The organism is Caballeronia pedi (assembly GCF_001544915.2).
GTDB classification, from domain to species: domain Bacteria; phylum Pseudomonadota; class Gammaproteobacteria; order Burkholderiales; family Burkholderiaceae; genus Caballeronia; species Caballeronia pedi.
Genome location: NZ_FCOE02000037.1, coordinates 58,393 through 74,518 on the forward strand (window position 1 = coordinate 58,393; position 16,126 = coordinate 74,518).

Below are 16,126 nucleotides of genomic sequence, written 5' to 3' on the forward strand. Positions count from 1 at the left end.
TCAGAGGTTTCACAACCGTAGCGCGGTCTGCCGCGCGAAAGGCATGCCTGTATGTGCTATTACGACAACGCCCCGCGCGCCTTGAGGCGCGCGGGGCGTTGTTTTGCAGCCTCTGCCGCGCGAGGCGGCAAGACTTGCTCAGCTTGCGTTGACTTCGCGCAGCACCGTGCGGCGCTTCTGGCGCAGCATCTCTTCGTACACGCTGACGTAGTTGCGCGCCATCACCTTCGACGAGAAGCGCGCTTCGAACGCGGCGCGGACCTTCGCGCGCGACAGCGTATCGAGACGCTTGACCGCGGCGATCGCGCTCAGCTCATCTTCGACGACGAAGCCCGACACGCCGTTCTCGATCACTTCCGGCACCGAACCGCGATTGAACGCGATCACCGGTGTGCCGCAGGCCATCGCCTCGATCATCACCAGACCGAAGGGCTCCGGCCAGTCGATCGGGAACAGCAGCGCGTGCGCGTTGCCGAGGAACTCGGTCTTTTCGGCTTCGCTGATTTCACCGATGTACTCGACGTGCGGCAGCGCGAAGAGCGGCTTGATCTCTTCTTCGTAGTACGCGCGGTCGGCCTTGTCGAGCTTCGCGGCGATCTTGATCTTCATGCCCGCGGCCTGCGCGATGCGGATGGCGCGATCGACACGCTTTTCCGGCGAGATGCGGCCGAGGAACGCGAGATAACCCGGCTCGACGTTCGGAATCGGCTTGAGCAGGTTTTCCGGCAGGCCGTGATAGACCGTCGAAAGCCAGTTCGCTTGCGGCAGCGGCTGACGCTGGTTGTCCGAAATCGAAATGACCGGCACGTCGCTGAACGTGCTGAAGATCGGCTGCAGTTCGGGCAGATCGAGACGGCCGTGCATCGTCGTCAGGAACGGCACCGGCTGACGCGCGAACAGCGAGAACGGGTAGTAATCGATATGGAAGTGCAGCACGTCGAACTCATCCGCGCGGCGGCGGACTTCCTCGAGCAGCAGCATGTGCGGCGCCATCGTGTCGCGGATGGTCGGGTCGAGGCGCAGCGCCTGCGGCCAGAATGCTTCGAGCTTCGCGGACGTTTGCGAATCACCGCTCGCGAAGAGCGTGACGTCGTGTCCAGCATCCACGAGTGCCTCGGTCAGATAAGACACCACGCGTTCCGTGCCGCCATACAGCTTCGGCGGAACAGCTTCGTGGAGGGGCGCGATTTGAGCGATTCGCATGTTCGTGAAACTCCTAATGAAAGGTCAGGCAAGAACTACTGTCATGTTGACGTTGGGGAGCGAATCGCTCGGCTCGGGCGAAGCTAGCCGCGGCGCGTGGGCCGCGGCGCTGGTGCTGATGCTCGAGTGAAAAAGCGTGGTCGCCCGATCACTGGTTTGGCGCGCAGGCGTTCGAACCAAGCAAGTGCGGTTCCATATCTCGAAAATCGCCGCGCGCCAGCAATTAACGCGTGTGTGCTTCGGCGGTTGACCGGAACTTGCAAAAACCTGTCGATGACCTAGGGGCAAACCCGGAGCGGATTATGGAGCTTTTTACAGAGTCACGGCGGTAGTCATTTCAACTTATTTACCTTGTTACACGCGGGATACATTTTGCAAACCCCTGTTTATTAAGGTTGTTCTACATTGGAGCACGGGCTTCGACAATGCCCGGGCGGCGGCACGCACTTCACGACGGCAAATCAGCCGCGGCCGATGCCTGGCGCGACGCGTGCTTTTCAGCATCGCTGCCGCGACGCAACACCGAAGCGCCCGCCAGGCTGGCGAGCGCTTCATCGCAAAAAACTGCGCAATGTGCTTACAATGCGCGCCCATGCCGTAAGCCGTGCGCCCGGCAGCCAGCCGGCACCGGTGACGGCCCGATTTTCACCCCGGGCGATGTTCGGACGGCCACATGCACCGAGCATCATGTGCCCAAAGACGCGTTGCCTCATCGCGATACTGGCTACAATTCGTGATGGAGACGGCGCAGCGTCGCCTCGCTTGACGTCAGTCGCGCCGGATCGGGCGACGCATCGCATGCCGGTTGCCGCAGACGATACCGCGCATGGCACTGCCCGAAGGCGCAACACACGCTCAACCGCTCTACGACCAAAAAAGACCATTGGACCAACTCACCGTCTCCCAGCGTAACGCGCACAATGCGAAGCTTTCGAGCTACGCGCATCGCCCGCTCGCGTTCCTGCTGCGCTACATCCGCCGGCATCCGGTCGCCCATGCCATCGTGCTCTTCAGCGTGTTCGCCGCGGTCGGCTGCGCGCTCGCCTCGCAGTACGCGATCAAACATCTGATCGATGTGCTCGGACAGGGCCGCGGACATCCCGGCCCGCTCTGGGGCGCGTTCATGATCCTCGTCGGGCTGATCGCCGCCGACAACCTGCTATGGCGGGTCGGCGGCTGGGTCGGCGCGCACGTGTTCGTGATCGTCACGGGCGACTTGCGCAAGGATCTCTTCTCCTATCTGTCCGGCCATTCGCCCACATACTTTTCCGAGAAACAGCCCGGCATGCTCGCGAGCCGGATCACGGCGACCTCGAACGCGATCTACACCTCCGAGAACGTGATGGCGTGGAACGTCCTGCCGCCGTGCATCGCGGTGCTGGGCGCGATCGTGATGATCGTCTCCGTCAATCCGCTGATGGCCGCGGGCCTGATGACCGCGTCGGTGATTCTCTCGCTGATCCTCTACCGGCTGGCCAAGCGCGGCTCGGCCCGGCATCACAGCTTTGCGTCGAAAGCGGCGTCGGTCGACGGCGAGCTCGTCGACGTGATCGGCAACATGGCGCTCGTGCGCGCGTTCGGCATGACGTTCCGCGAGCAGAAGCGCTTCGGCTCGACGGTGAAGGCGGAAATGGTCGCGCGCCAGCAAAGCCTGCTGTACCTCGAAAAGCTGCGCCTGTTCCACGCGGTCGTGACGGCGATTCTCTCCGCCGGCCTGCTCGGCTGGGCGCTGTGGCTGTGGTCGCAGGGCCGCGCGACTTCGGGCGATATCGTGCTCGTCAGCTCGCTCGGCTTCACGATCCTGCACGGCACGCGCGATCTGGCGGTCGCCCTCGTCGACGTGACGCAACACGTCGCGCGTCTCGCCGAAGCCGTGCAGACGCTGCTGGAGCCGCACGGTATGCCGGACCGGTCGGATGCGACCGAACTCGTGCCGCAAGGCGGCCGCGTCGATTTCGACAACGTCACGTTCGCCTATCCGCGCCGCCGTCCGATTCTCGACAACTTCCATCTGCACATCGAGCCGGGCCAGCGCGTCGGGCTGATCGGCAAGTCGGGCGCGGGCAAGTCGACCGTGCTCGCGCTGCTGCAACGCTTCTACGAGACGCAGAAAGGCAGCATCAGGATCGACAGCCAGGATATCGGCGCGATCACGCAGGACAGCCTGCGCCATGCCATCGCGCTGGTGCCGCAGGATATTTCGCTGTTCCACCGCACCGTGTTCGAGAACATCGCTTACGGGCGTCCGGAGGCGAGCCGCGAAGAAGTGCTCGCCGCCGCGCGCGAGGCACGCTGCACGGACTTCATCGAAGCGATGCCGGAAGGTTTCGACACGATCGTCGGCGACCGTGGCGTGAAGCTGTCGGGCGGCCAGCGCCAGCGCATCGCGATCGCGCGCGCGATCCTGAAGAACGCGCCCATTCTGCTGCTCGACGAAGCCACGTCCGCGCTCGACAGCGCATCGGAAGAAGCGATCCAGCAGGCGCTCGACCGGCTGATGGTCGGCCGCACGGTGATCGCGATCGCGCACCGCCTGTCGACGCTGCAGAACTTCGACCGCATCATCGTGATGAGCGCGGGCAAGGTCATCGACGACGGCTCGCCGCAGGAATTGCGCGATCGTCCGGGGCTGTATCGCGAGTTGCTCGCGAAGCAGCACGGCAAGGTGCCGTCGATCGTCGCGACGCCGCACAAGCAGCCGGCGTAGACGCTTGTCAGTGTGAGAAGGCCGCGTTCCCGAGAGGAAACGCGGCCTTTTTATGTCTTCAGATCGCGCAGGAAGTTGTCGCGCCAGACGGAGACGTTGTTGTCGCGAAGCTGCTGCATCATCTCGTCGTAGCGCGCGCGGCGCTCGGCGAGCGGCATCTTGAGCGCGGCGGCGAGCGCATCGGCCATGCCGTCGACATCGAGCGGATTGACGATAAGCGCCGCCGTCAGCTCGCGCGCCGCGCCCGCGAACTGCGACAGCACGAGCACGCCGGGATCGTCCGGGTCCTGTGCCGACACATATTCCTTTGCGACCAGATTCATGCCGTCGCGCAACGGCGTGACGAGGCCGACATGCGCCTCGCGAAACAGCGCCGCGAGCACCGGCCGCTCGTACTGACGATGGATATAGCGGATCGGCGTCCAGTCCAGCTCGGCATAGCGGCCGTTGATGCGGCCCGATTCCGCTTCGAGTTGCAGACGGATGTCGCGGTAGGCATCGACATCCGAGCGCGTAGGCGGCGCGATCTGCAGGAACGACACGTTGTTGCGCTGATGCGAATCGTGCTCGATCAGGCGCTCGAACGCGCGAAAGCGCTCGACCAGACCCTTCGAATAATCCAGCCGATCGACGCTCATCACGAGCTTGCGATGATGCAGCGTCGACTTGACGATCTCGACGTCGCGGCCGCTTTCGCCGTCCTTCGCGAGCGCGGCGATCTCGTCGGGATAGACGCCGATCGGATACGCCGCCGCGCGCAGCGTCTGACCGAACGCGCGAACCTCGACCGGCTTCGCGCCGTCGCGCAGCAACGTGCCGTCCGCTTCCGTTTCGATGTAATCGCAGAACGCGCGCAGATCCGGTTCGGTCTGAAAGCCGAGCAGATCGAACGCGCACAGCGCCTCCACCAGTTCGCGATGACGCGGCACGCTCAACAGAATCTGCGCCGCCGGAAACGGAATATGCAGAAAGAAGCCGATCCGGTTTTTCACGCCCAGGCGTCGCAGTGCCTGCGCGAACGGAATCAGGTGATAGTCGTGCACCCAGATCACGTCGTCGGGCCTGAGCAGCGGCGCGAGCTGCTCGGCGAGCCAGCGGTTCACGCGGCAATAGCCATCGTATTCGTGCCGGTCGAACTCGATCAGGTCCGGGCGATAGTGAAACGCGGGCCACAGCGTCGCGTTGGAAAAGCCGCGATAGTACTGATCGTAATCGCGCCGCACGAGCCCGATGGTCGCGAAGGTCACCGGCCCGTGCTCTTCGAGCTTGATGCCTTCTGGATGAGACGCGAGCACGTCGCCGCTCCAGCCGAACCACATGCCGCCGGTTTCCTTCAACGCGTCATAGACGCCGACGGCAAGCCCGCCCGCCGCGGGGCCGCCTTCGGAAATCGGCGCGACGCGGTTCGATACGATGATCAGCCGGCTCACGCGTGCTTCCCCGCCGTGCCCGCGATCACCTGCAGCCAGTCGAGCAGCAATTCGACCGATTCGATGCGCGCGCGCGCGACCGTATCGCCCGCGCCGATCTTGATGGACAGGCCGTCGAACTCGTTGACCACGGCGAAACCCTTTTCGTCGGTGAGATCGTCGCCGATGAACACGGGCTTGCGGCCCGTGAACGGCGGCTCGGCCATGTACGCGCGCACCGCGCGTCCCTTGTCGACGTCCTTCGGCTTGATCTCGTAGACCATCTTGCCCGGCTGCAGCACGTAGGCGTCGGCGTATTGCGCGACGAGCTTCTCGGTGGCCGCGCGCGCGACCGGCTCGCGATCGGCCGCGTTGCGATAGTGCAGCGCGAGCGCCGCGCCCTTGATTTCGAGCAGCATGCCGGGATTCGCGTTGACAACCTTTTCGAGCGCGTGCTCCATGCGCAGCAGCCGCTCGTCGTTGAAGCCGATGCGCTGCACATCGCCGTTGGAATCGCGCCGTTCCGCGCCGTGCATGCCCGCCACGGGCAGATCGTCCATCTGCAGGAACGAGTCGATATTGTCGATGCCGCGCCCCGACACGACCGCGACCGCGCCGTTGGTCGCGCGTCTTAGCGCGGCGAGGATGTCGGGCACCGAGCGCGGCACGAAGATGCCGTCGGGCGTGGAGGCGAGTTCGACGAGCGTGCCGTCGAAATCGAAGAAGAAGGCGGTCTCGGCAAGAGACAGGGAATCGGGAAGAATTTGCATCGATCGTTGGCCTGTGATGTGGCGCGCCCGTTTCGGACATCGCAATGCGTGCGCATCTTACCGCGCGAAGGCTTTCGTTTAAGAAAGCTCCTAGCTTACAGCCTTGCCCGCAAGGCCTTTCAGCGCGCTTGAACCATGCGGCAAATCGTCTCAAAAATAGTCCGATAGCGAGATGATGCGCTCGCCGCGCGGCCAAAGGCGTGTATTTTGCGGCGTGACCCGTATTGAATCATCCTGCAACGCGATCCCTGATGCACGCTTCGTTCCTCACGCTTCCCCCGCTTCCCGCAAGACGCGCGCTCCGCAACCTGTTCGCACTGGTCTCGCTGTGCGCGCTCGCCGCCTGCTCGAAACCCGCCGAGCCGTGGCATCTGACCGACGTATCGGGCCATTTGCCGGACCTGGATTTCTCCCTCGTCGACGACAGCGGCGCGCCCGTCACCGGACAGTCGTTCGCGGGCAAGACCACGCTCGTGTACTTCGGCTACACGCATTGCCCCGATGTCTGCCCGGAAACGATGGCGCGCCTCATGCAAGTGCTGCAGCGGGCGGGGCCGGATGCGGACCGGACGCGCATCGTGTTCATCTCGGTCGATCCCGCGCGCGATACGCCCGCGGTCCTGCGCGCCTACGTGCGCGCCTTCGACGACAAGCACGCGGTCGGCCTGACGGGCACGGACCGCGCCATCGAATCGGTCGCGCAGCGCTATCGCGTGGCGTATCAGATGGAAAAGCGCGATCCGGACGGCGCGTACGAAGTCACGCACAGCTCGGCCGTCTATCTCTTCGATGCCGCCGGTCACGCGCGCCTGCTCGCGACCGATCAAGACTCTATCGACGCCATCGCGAGCGATCTGAAGCGCGTGATCCACGCCAAGGACGCCTGACGATGAGCACGCTCCTGTACTGGCTCGATCCGTGGGAGCCGTCGCCGACGGTCGTGATCGCCGTGCTCGTCGCCGCGATCCTGTTCGCGCGTGGCGCGCGGCATGCGCGCGTGTCGTTGTCGCGGCGCATCGCGTTCTGGTTCGGGCTGAGCGCGCTCTATGTCGCGCTGCATACGCGGCTCGATTATTTCTTCGAGCACGAGTTCTTCATGCATCGCTTGCAGCATCTCGTGCTGCATCATCTCGGGCCGTTTCTGATCGCGCTGTCGCATCCTGGCGCGGCATTGCGCGCGGGCATTCCGTTCGCGTGGCGGCGGCGCTGGCTGCGGCCGGCCGCGCAGACGGGCATCGCGCGTGTGTTCTTCGATATCGTGTTCAACCCGGTGATCGCAGTCACGCTGTTCGTCGGGCTGATCTACTTCTGGCTGCTCTCGCCGATCCACTTCAAGGCGATGCTCGATTACCGGCTCTATCGCGTGATGAACTGGAGCATGGTGATCGACGGCCTGCTGTTCTGGTGGCTGATTCTGGACCCGCGCCCCGCCCCGCCCGCGCGACTCGCGCCCGGCCGGCGCGTGCTGGTGGTGATCGCCGCGATCCCGCCACAGATCATTCTCGGCGCGTATATCTTCTTCACGCCGCACGAGCTGTATCCGATCTACTCGATCTGCGGCCGCGCGTTCACGTGGATCACGCCGATGCGCGACCAGCAGATCGGCGGCCTTTTGCTATGGATTCCCGGGTCGATGATGAGCGTGATCGGCGCGTTGATTGCGCTGCGTCACTGGCTGCGGCTGTCGGCGCGCGCGCGTCTGCGCAGCGAGCGCAGCGCGCCTGGGCGGATCAGCGGGACGAAGGCCGCGACGTCATGACCCGAAGCCGGGACGGCGCATCCACACGTGCGGAATGCCGTCCTCGTCATGAATCCCCGACGACGGCACGAAGCCGAACGCGCCATAGAAGCGCTGCAAATGCGCTTGCGCGTGCAGGCTGACCGGCTGATCGGGCCATTGCGCGATGATGTTTTCGAGCGCGCGTTCGAGCATCGCGTTGCCGAGTTTCAGGCCGCGGAAGTTCGCCGTCGTCAGCACGCGGCCGATGCGCACGTCCTTCTCGCTTTCGCCCGGATAACCCGGCAACAGCACGCGCAAGTAACCCGCGAGCGCGGGTCGCGTGTCGCCCTTGCCGTACGCGAGCAAATGCCACGCATCGACATCGAGCCCGTCGATATCGCCATACACGCAGTTCTGCTCGACGACGAACACGGCGCTGCGCGCGGCGAGCATGTCGTAGACCTCGGCGGTCGTCAGGTCGTCGAAGCGCTTCCAGCGCCATTCGAGTTGCGAGAGTTGATCGGTCATGAGAGTCGGTGTGCCAGAAGTACGGAGATTATGCCGCGCGGCGAACGGACGCGAAAATCGGCTGAGCGCCGGCGTCCGGAAAAAGAAAAAGCCCTGACGGATCAGGGCTTTTCAAGTGGAGGCGCGGACCGGAGTCGAACCGGTCTAAACGGCTTTGCAGGCCGCTGCATAACCGCTTTGCTACCGCGCCACAAGCGGTTCTGGTGTCACCGGTCATCGGGCCGGCTTGGTCCACCAAACAAAAAGGGAAGCTTGGCTTCCCCTTTGACTGGAGCGGGAGACGAGTCTCGAACTCGCGACCTCAACCTTGGCAAGGTTGCGCTCTACCAACTGAGCTACTCCCGCAATATCCTGCAACGTTACGACTGCCGGTTCCGATGCTTCATGTCGCTTTGCCAATTCAGCGCCGATAACATCGAAACCTTCAAAATCTGGAGCGGGAGACGAGTCTCGAACTCGCGACCTCAACCTTGGCAAGGTTGCGCTCTACCAACTGAGCTACTCCCGCATGTGCTGCTTTTTCTTCCGCTTCAGCGCTTGTTGCGTCGCGCCGTGCATCAGAGAAACGAGATTATGTAGAAGCTAAAGAGGGCTGTCAACTGTTTTGTGAGAGGAATTTTCTGGTTCGACGCAATTTTTCTCGATCGCCTTTTTCGCCTGGTTTTGCGCTTCGTTCGACCCTGTCACAGCATGCCGCCGCGCTCGCGGATTTGCGGCCACGCGAGCTTCATGTAGTAGAACATCGACCAGACCGTAAGGACCGCCGCGACGTAGATGAGCCACAGGCCCCACACGCGCGTGTCGACCATCCATTGCGTGCCGGAGAATTTCAGCGGGCCGTAGAACAGCAGCATCGGGATCGCGACCATCTGGCAGACGGTCTTGAACTTGCCGAGCTGATTCACCGCGACGCTCTTCGATGCGCCGATCTGCGCCATCCATTCCCGCAGCGCCGAAATCGTGATCTCGCGCCCGACGATGACGAGCGCGATCACCGCATTCAGACGCCCCAGCTGCACGAGCACGAGCAGCGCGGCGGTGACCATCAGTTTGTCGGCGACCGGATCGAGGAACGCGCCGAACGCGGAGGTCTGATCGAGCTTGCGCGCCAGAAAGCCGTCGAACCAGTCGGTGAGCGCGGCGAGCACGAAGATGACCATGCCGAGCAGATTGCGATGCTCCGGGCTCATCATCATGTCCGGCAAATAGAACACGCCCACGACGAGCGGAATCAGCACGATTCGCAGCCACGTCAGGAATATCGGTAGATTGAACGGCATGGGCGAATACGGTTGAGGGACGTGTAAGGAAGCCGCCATTGTGCCGCGTCGATCCCGCGCTCACAAGGCGGCCCGCCGGCACTGTGCGCCATGCGCGGCTCAATGCAACTGACGATAGATCTGCTGCGCGAGCGCGAGCGAAATGCCTTCGACGCTCGCCAGGTCCTCGACGCTCGCCGCCTGCACGCCGCGCAATCCGCCGAAGCGCGACAGCAGACGCTGCCGGCGTTTCGCGCCCACGCCCTCCAGCTCCTCCAGCCGCGAGGTCTGGCGCGCCTTCGCCCGCTTCGCGCGCATGCCGGTGATGGCGAAACGGTGCGCCTCGTCGCGAATCTGCGCGACGAGCATCAGCGCGGCGCTTTCCTTGCCGAGTTCGAGCGCGGCCCGGCCGTCGGCGAACACGAGCGTTTCGAGCCCGACCTTGCGCCCTTCCCCCTTCGCGACGCCCACCAGCATGCCGTGATCCAGACCGAGCTCGGAAAATACCTGCCGCGCGATCTCGACCTGACCCTTGCCGCCATCGATCAATACGATGTTCGGCAGCGTGCCGCCCGCGGCGACCGGCTCGGCGGCATCCGGCGTGACGTTGGGATCGGCGGCGTCGTCGGGTTGCAGGGTCGCGGCTTCGTCGTTCGCGTTCGCGGCCGCCTGCGCGACCATTTTTTCGTAGCGGCGCGTGAGCACCTGGCGCATCGCGGCGTAATCGTCGCCGGGCGTGATGCCGGTGATGTTGTAGCGGCGGTATTCGCCCGACTGCATCTTGTGATGGTGATACACGACGCACGACGCCTGCGTCGCCTCGCCCATCGTATGACTGATGTCGAAGCACTCGATGCGCAGTTGCGCGAGATCGTCCATTTCCATCGACAGCGTCTCGGCGAGCGAGCGCGTGCGCGCCTGCTGCGAACCCTGCTCCGACAGAAGCCGCGCGAGCGCGAGTTTGGCGTTGTTTTCCGCCATCGAGAGCCACGCGCGCTTCTGTCCCTGCGGCTGACGCAGCAGCGTGACCTTGTGCCCCGCCTGCTCGGTCAGCAGGTCGACGAGTTCGCGGCTCGCCGGCGCGTGACTCACGACGAGCACCGGCGGCACGCGATTGCCGATGTAATGCTGCGCCATGAACGCTTCCAGCACTTCGGATTCGAGCGCGCCCTCGCGCGGTTCGGGTTCGGCTTCGGATTCGGGTTCCGCCCCGGATTCCACCGGCGCCGGATCCGCTGCGATCGCTTCGTCGACCTCGGGCAGATCGTCTTCATCGGCGAGCGCGATCGCGCTCTCGACGTGCGCCGGAAAATACGCCTTGTCGCCCAGATGACGGCCGCCGCGCACCATCGCGAGATTCACGCACACCTTGCCGCCGAGCGCGACGACCGCGAGGATATCGACGTCGCTCTCGCCGCCCACTTCGATCGCCTGCTGATGCAGCACGGTCGCAAGCGAGCTCATCTGGTTGCGCACCGCCGCGGCCTGCTCGAACTTCAGATCGGCGGCGAACGCGTGCATCTTCTGCTCGAGCTCCTTCATCACTTCGCCCTGACGGCCGAGCAGAAAGCGCGATGCGTTCGCTACGTCGCGCGCGTAATCCTCGTCCGTGATCAGCCCGGTGCACGGCGCGGTGCAGCGGCCGATCTGATGCAGCAGACACGGCCGCGTGCGATTGCTGAACACCGAGTCTTCGCAGGTGCGCAACTGGAACACGCGCTGCAGGATCTGGATGCTCTCGCGCACCGCCCATGCGCTCGGGAACGGGCCGAAGTACTGGTTTTTCTTGTCCACCGCGCCGCGGTAGTACGCCATGCGCGGAAACTTGTGGCCGGTGAGCTTCAGGAACGGATACGACTTGTCGTCGCGAAACAGGATGTTGTAGCGCGGCGCGAGCGCCTTGATGAGGTTGTTTTCGAGCAGCAGCGCTTCGGCTTCGGAGCGCGTGACGGTCGTCTCGATCTTGCGGATGCGCGTCACCATCATCGCGATGCGCGGCGAATGCAGCGTCTTCGTGAAGTAGCTCGACACGCGCTTTTTCAGATTGCGCGCCTTGCCGACGTAGAGCACGTTGCCGTCGCTGTCGTAGTAACGGTATACGCCGGGCAGATGCGGCAGTTGCGCGAGCGTCTTCTTCGGGTCGAAATCCGGTTGGGGGGCGTCGGTGTCAGTCATGCAGCAAGGGGAACGGGAAGGCATCGGCACGAGCGCGAGCCGTGCCGGGAGCGTTATCTTAGAATCGCCAGTTTAGAACATTACGCCGCGCGCCTTCCTCCTCATGACTACGCATTCATCCGCACCGGAACTCGCCTGCGACATCTTCTGCGCGGTCGTCGACAACTTCGGCGACATCGGTGTGTGCTGGCGGCTCGCGCGTCAGTTGCGCGCCGAGCACGGCTGGCGCGTGCGGCTTTTCGTCGACGATCTGACGGTGTTCCACGCGCTCTGCCCCGCCGTCGATGCGACGCTCGCGCGCCAGGAAGCCATGGGCGTGACGATCGAGCACTGGCGCGAACCCGCGCACGCGGGCGACACGCTCGCCATCGCGGATGTCGTGATCGAAGCGTTCGCCTGCGAGCTTCCGCACGCGTATATCACCGCGATGGCGCGGCGCGATCCGAAGCCCGTGTGGATCAATCTCGAATATCTGAGCGGCGAGGACTGGGTCGCGGATTTCCATCTGCGGCCGTCGCCGCATCCGCGCTATCCGCTCGAAAAGAGCTTCTTCTTTCCTGGGCTCGGGAAAGGCACGGGCGGCGTGCTGAAAGAGCGCGATCTCGATGCGCGTCGCGAGCGCTTCGATGCGGCGGCGTGGTGGCGCGAGCGCGTCGGCATCGAGCGGCCGGGCGGTGAACAGACGGTCGTATCGCTCTTCGCGTACGAAAATCCGGCGGTGGACGCCCTGCTCGCGCAATGGCGCGACGGCGATGCGCCGGTCGTGCTGCTCGTGCCCGAAGGCCGTATCTCCGGCGCGCTCGCCCGCTTTTTCGGCTTGCCGAGGTTCGCGGCGGGCATGTCGGCGCGCGCCGGCGCGCTGCACGCGCATGCGCTCGGTTTCGTCGAACAGCCTCGTTTCGACGAACTGCTCTGGGCCGCCGACATCAATTTCGTGCGCGGCGAGGATTCCTTCGTGCGCGCGCAATGGGCGGGCAAACCGTTCGTCTGGCACATCTACCCGCAAGCCGACGACGCTCATCTGCCCAAGCTCGACGCCGCGCTCGCGCACTACACGCATACGCTCGACGCGCCCGCGCGTGAGGCGGTCACGCGCTTCTGGCACGCGTGGAATGGCGCGGGCGTGCCGGACTGGGCGGCGTTCTGGCGGCATCGGCCGATGCTGGAGAAGCGCGCGGCGCGCTGGGCCGGCGAGTTGGCCGGCATCGGCGATCTGGCGGGCAATCTCGTCGCTCACGTCACCGCGCGCATCGCGAGATGAATCGCGCGCCGCCGCGTTTTGCCAGCACCGTTCGACTGGCCAAATAAGCAAAAACTCAGTTAAAATAAGCGGTTATCCGAGAAAGCAGGTCGCAGTTCCGGCATCGCCAACATTGCGCCGCGAAGATCAGCGGAGGGCCAGTCCCTCGCGCAGGAACTCTCGCGCGGCGGCGGCAGCAAAACCGAGACACTGCCGCCGTCCGACCGATTCATTCCAGGCATTCAAGCCAAATCCATTCGTACAGGACCCAGTTTTATGAAGACCGCACAAGAACTCCGCGTCGGCAACGTCGTCATGATCGGCAGCGATGCCATGGTCGTGCAGCGCGCCGAGTACAACAAGTCGGGCCGCAACTCCGCGGTCGTGAAGATGAAGTTCAAGAACCTGCTGACGGCCGCCGGCATGGAAACCGTGTACAAGGCGGACGACAAGTTCGACGTCGTCATGCTCGACCGCAAGGAAGTCACGTACTCGTACTTCGCGGACCCGATGTACGTCTTCATGGACGCCGACTACAACCAGTTCGAAGTCGAAGCCGAAATGATGGGCGACGCGCTCAACTATCTCGAAGACGGCATGGCGTGCGAAGTCGTGTTCTACAACGAGAAGGCCATTTCGGTCGAACTGCCGACCACGCTGGTTCGCGAGATCGTCTATACGGAACCCGCGGTGAAGGGCGACACGTCGTCGGGCAAGGTGCTGAAGACCGCCAAGCTGAACACCGGTTTCGAACTGCAAGTGCCGCTCTTCTGCAATATCGGCGACAAGATCGAAATCGACACCCGCACGAACGAATATCGCAGCCGCGCGTAAGCCTTACGACACTGCACCGTAAGCGCGGCGGCTCATGTAAAGCCACTCACGCTCACGCCAAAAAGCGCCCCATCGCGGGCGCTTTTTCTTTTGCATGAATTTTTTGACAATTTCAGGCAAACTTTACCGCCCCTTCCCTCTTTAACGCGGATGTCGTCAGGCATCGACAGCGGCGTTAGGCCCGACGCGGGCCGCTTACATCGGAAAAATTAACTGCGTGGCATGAATTCTGCTCGATCAGGCAGATCAATATTTCGGACCCGACATGCACAGCGCGCCTTTCATCCGAAGCAGGTTTCTGATCGTCGCGGCACTCGCGGCGAGCGCCCTGGCTTTCACCGGAGGCTGCAAGTCGACGCCGGCTCCGTCGGCAGCCAATGCGGGCGGCGAAATCGCCAGCGACGACGCCACGCTCGCGGCGCGCGTGAAAAGCGCGCTCGTCGCGGATCCGGAATTGAAAGCCCTGCCGATGAGCGTCGCGACGTATCGCGGTGTCGTGCAACTGTCGGGATACGTGAATTCGGAGGGTCAGATTCAGAAAGCGCTTGCCGTGACGCGAGGGGTTCCGGGCGTGCAATCCGTCAGCAACGATCTGCACATCCGGCCGCAATGAAGCGCGCGCGGCGAAAGATGACGAACGAGTGACGCAGAACAAAAACCGCAGCGGGACACGCGCCGGACGCCGGAACGAGGCGCCGTATTCCGCTTACGACACGCTCGAGCCCCAAGAGGCGACGGCGCATTACAGTCCACTTTGATACGTTGGTCCGCCATGCCACACGCACTGATTGTCGAAGACGATCCCAATAGCCTCTCCGGCCTGTCCGCGATCCTCACGGCAGACGGCTTTTCCGTCGATACCGCGACGACGCTCGCCGAGGCGCGCTCCGCACTGACGCGCTTCATCCCCGATGTCGTGCTGATCGACCTGAACCTGCCGGACGGCAGCGGGCTCGACCTGCTGCCGAGCCTGCCTTCGCAACCGCCCGATGGCGCGTTGCCCGTCATCGTGATGACCGGCAACGCGACGGTCGAAAGCGCGATCGAAGGCTTGCGGCACGGCATCTGGGACTATCTGCTGAAGCCGGTGAACATTCCGCGTCTGCGCAGCCTGCTCGCGCGCATTCCGCGACCGTACGAGCTCACTGAGGAAGTCCAGGCGCTGCGCTCGACGCTGCGCGAACTGGGCCATTTCGGCGACATGATCGGGCGCAGCGCGGCGATGCAGCACGTCTACGATCTGATCGAGCACACCGCGCCGACCGAAGCCGCCGTGATGATCTGCGGCGAACCGGGCACGGGCAAGAAGATCGCCGCGCGCACGATTCATCAATTGAGCCGGCGTCGCAAGGGTCCGTTCATCACCTTCGACTGCTCCGCGCAGCGCACTGCCGCCGACGGCTCGCAACGTTCGATGGAAAGCGTGCTGTTCGGCCACGAGCGCAACGCGTTCGCGGGCGCGGAGAATCGCGAGCCGGGCCTGCTCGAACAGGCCGGCGGCGGCACGCTGTTCCTCGATCAGATCGATTCGCTGCCGTCTGCGCAACAGGAAGCGCTGTTGCGCGCGCTCGATTCGCAAACCTTCATGCGCGTCGGCGGCAGCAACCGCATCATGACGGACTTCAGGCTGATCGCCGCGTCCCGCATGCCGATGCGCGAGGCGGTCGCGAGCGGCGCGATGCGCGAGGATCTGTTCCAGCGTCTGTCGGCTTCGTCGATCATGCTGCCGCCGCTGCGCGAGCGCGACGACGATATCGCGTTGATCGCGGAAACGCTCGTCGATGAACTGAATCGCGAGAATCATATCGCCGGGATTACGAGCGGGTCGCCGAAGCGCATCAGTCCGGCGTTCATCCGCGAGTGCATCGTCAACGAATGGCCGGGAAATGTGCGCGAGATGCGCGAGCGGGTGAGACGCGCTTATCACGCGTCGGGCGAGACTATCGAGACGCTGCGCGTGGATGAACCAGGCGGCCTCGGCGGACGCGGGCTGAACGGCAGCAGCGTGCAGGTGACGGTTGGGACCGCGCTCGCGGATGTCGAGGACATGCTGATTCGTGCGACGCTCGAAGCGGTCGGTGGCACGCGGCATCGTGCGGCGACCCTTCTCGGTATCAGTCCGAAGACGCTCTATAACAAATTGCAGAGGATGAAGCTGGAATCGTCGTGATGGGCGACTTCAGTTAGAAAAAAAGCCACGGTCTTGAACTGCACCCCAAAAGTTGGACACAGATCCAACCTTTGGGGTGTTTTTCATGGCGAAGTACAGCGAGGGATTCAG

At 64.0% G+C, this 16,126-nt stretch carries 13 protein-coding genes and 3 tRNA genes; 7 read left to right on the plus strand and 9 right to left on the minus strand.

The genetic code is table 11. The features are described from left to right. Positions 1-138 precede the first annotated feature (138 nt). The gene (locus tag AWB80_RS34035) at positions 139-1,203 is read right to left on the minus strand and encodes a glycosyltransferase family 4 protein (protein ID WP_061179069.1); all 1,065 of its coding nucleotides are present in this window, start codon (positions 1,201-1,203) and stop codon (positions 139-141) included. Positions 1,204-2,029: 826 nt separating this feature from the next. On the opposite strand from AWB80_RS34035, the gene AWB80_RS34040 reads away from it, so the two are divergent. After that, the gene (locus tag AWB80_RS34040) at positions 2,030-3,910 is read left to right on the plus strand and encodes an ABC transporter ATP-binding protein (RefSeq protein ID WP_244206885.1); all 1,881 of its coding nucleotides are present in this window, start codon (positions 2,030-2,032) and stop codon (positions 3,908-3,910) included. A 50-nt stretch (positions 3,911-3,960) separates the two neighbouring features. Here the strand turns inward: AWB80_RS34040 and otsA are convergent, their stop codons facing one another. Both otsA and otsB read right to left on the minus strand, forming a co-directional pair. Then, positions 3,961-5,340, minus strand: coding sequence for an alpha,alpha-trehalose-phosphate synthase (UDP-forming) (gene otsA, locus AWB80_RS34045; protein ID WP_061179070.1), 1,380 nt, complete (start codon positions 5,338-5,340; stop codon positions 3,961-3,963). Beyond that, a complete protein-coding gene (gene otsB / locus AWB80_RS34050; RefSeq protein ID WP_061179071.1) occupies positions 5,337-6,089 on the minus strand; it encodes a trehalose-phosphatase in 753 nt (250 codons plus the stop codon). The genes otsA and otsB overlap by 4 nt, the downstream gene beginning before the upstream one ends. A gap of 251 nt (positions 6,090-6,340) precedes the next feature. On the opposite strand from otsB, the gene AWB80_RS34055 reads away from it, so the two are divergent. Together AWB80_RS34055 and AWB80_RS34060 are read left to right on the plus strand one after the other, a co-directional pair. Next, positions 6,341-6,976: an SCO family protein gene (locus AWB80_RS34055; RefSeq protein ID WP_061179072.1), complete on the plus strand. Its 636-nt coding sequence runs from the start codon at positions 6,341-6,343 to the stop codon at positions 6,974-6,976. A gap of 2 nt (positions 6,977-6,978) precedes the next feature. Further along, positions 6,979-7,848 carry a cytochrome c oxidase assembly protein gene (locus tag AWB80_RS34060; RefSeq protein ID WP_061179073.1) on the plus strand — a complete coding sequence of 290 codons (870 nt, stop codon included), beginning with the start codon at positions 6,979-6,981 and terminating at the stop codon, positions 7,846-7,848. On the opposite strand, the gene AWB80_RS34065 is transcribed toward AWB80_RS34060, so the two are convergent. From AWB80_RS34065 to uvrC, 6 genes are all read right to left on the minus strand, one after another. Further along, positions 7,843-8,337 carry a GNAT family N-acetyltransferase gene (locus tag AWB80_RS34065; RefSeq protein ID WP_061179074.1) on the minus strand — a complete coding sequence of 165 codons (495 nt, stop codon included), beginning with the start codon at positions 8,335-8,337 and terminating at the stop codon, positions 7,843-7,845. The two genes, AWB80_RS34060 and AWB80_RS34065, sit on opposite strands and share 6 nt — an antisense overlap. A 116-nt stretch (positions 8,338-8,453) precedes the next feature. Further along, positions 8,454-8,527 (minus strand) — tRNA-Cys (locus tag AWB80_RS34070). Between the two features lie 79 nt (positions 8,528-8,606). Beyond that, positions 8,607-8,682, minus strand: a tRNA-Gly gene (locus tag AWB80_RS34075). Between the two features lie 87 nt (positions 8,683-8,769). After that, positions 8,770-8,845 (minus strand) — tRNA-Gly (locus tag AWB80_RS34080). A gap of 175 nt (positions 8,846-9,020) precedes the next feature. Beyond that, positions 9,021-9,617 carry a CDP-diacylglycerol--glycerol-3-phosphate 3-phosphatidyltransferase gene (gene pgsA / locus AWB80_RS34085; RefSeq protein ID WP_061179075.1) on the minus strand — a complete coding sequence of 199 codons (597 nt, stop codon included), beginning with the start codon at positions 9,615-9,617 and terminating at the stop codon, positions 9,021-9,023. A gap of 99 nt (positions 9,618-9,716) precedes the next feature. Continuing rightward, entirely contained in the window at positions 9,717-11,771 is a 2,055-nt protein-coding gene (gene uvrC, locus AWB80_RS34090) for an excinuclease ABC subunit UvrC (protein ID WP_061179076.1), read from the minus strand. A gap of 103 nt (positions 11,772-11,874) precedes the next feature. Here uvrC and earP point away from each other — a divergent pair, with 103 nt between their 5' ends. The 4 genes from earP to AWB80_RS34110 all read left to right on the plus strand — a co-directional run bounded on the left by earP (position 11,875) and on the right by AWB80_RS34110 (position 16,015). Beyond that, positions 11,875-13,032, plus strand: coding sequence for an elongation factor P maturation arginine rhamnosyltransferase EarP (gene earP / locus AWB80_RS34095; RefSeq protein ID WP_061179077.1), 1,158 nt, complete (start codon positions 11,875-11,877; stop codon positions 13,030-13,032). A gap of 255 nt (positions 13,033-13,287) precedes the next feature. Continuing rightward, positions 13,288-13,845 carry an elongation factor P gene (gene efp, locus AWB80_RS34100; RefSeq protein WP_061179078.1) on the plus strand — a complete coding sequence of 186 codons (558 nt, stop codon included), beginning with the start codon at positions 13,288-13,290 and terminating at the stop codon, positions 13,843-13,845. Between the two features lie 265 nt (positions 13,846-14,110). After that, positions 14,111-14,458 carry a BON domain-containing protein gene (locus AWB80_RS34105; RefSeq protein WP_061179079.1) on the plus strand — a complete coding sequence of 116 codons (348 nt, stop codon included), beginning with the start codon at positions 14,111-14,113 and terminating at the stop codon, positions 14,456-14,458. A gap of 159 nt (positions 14,459-14,617) precedes the next feature. Then, entirely contained in the window at positions 14,618-16,015 is a 1,398-nt protein-coding gene (locus tag AWB80_RS34110; protein ID WP_061179080.1) for a sigma-54-dependent transcriptional regulator, read from the plus strand. The last annotated feature ends 111 nt before the right edge of the window (positions 16,016-16,126 follow it).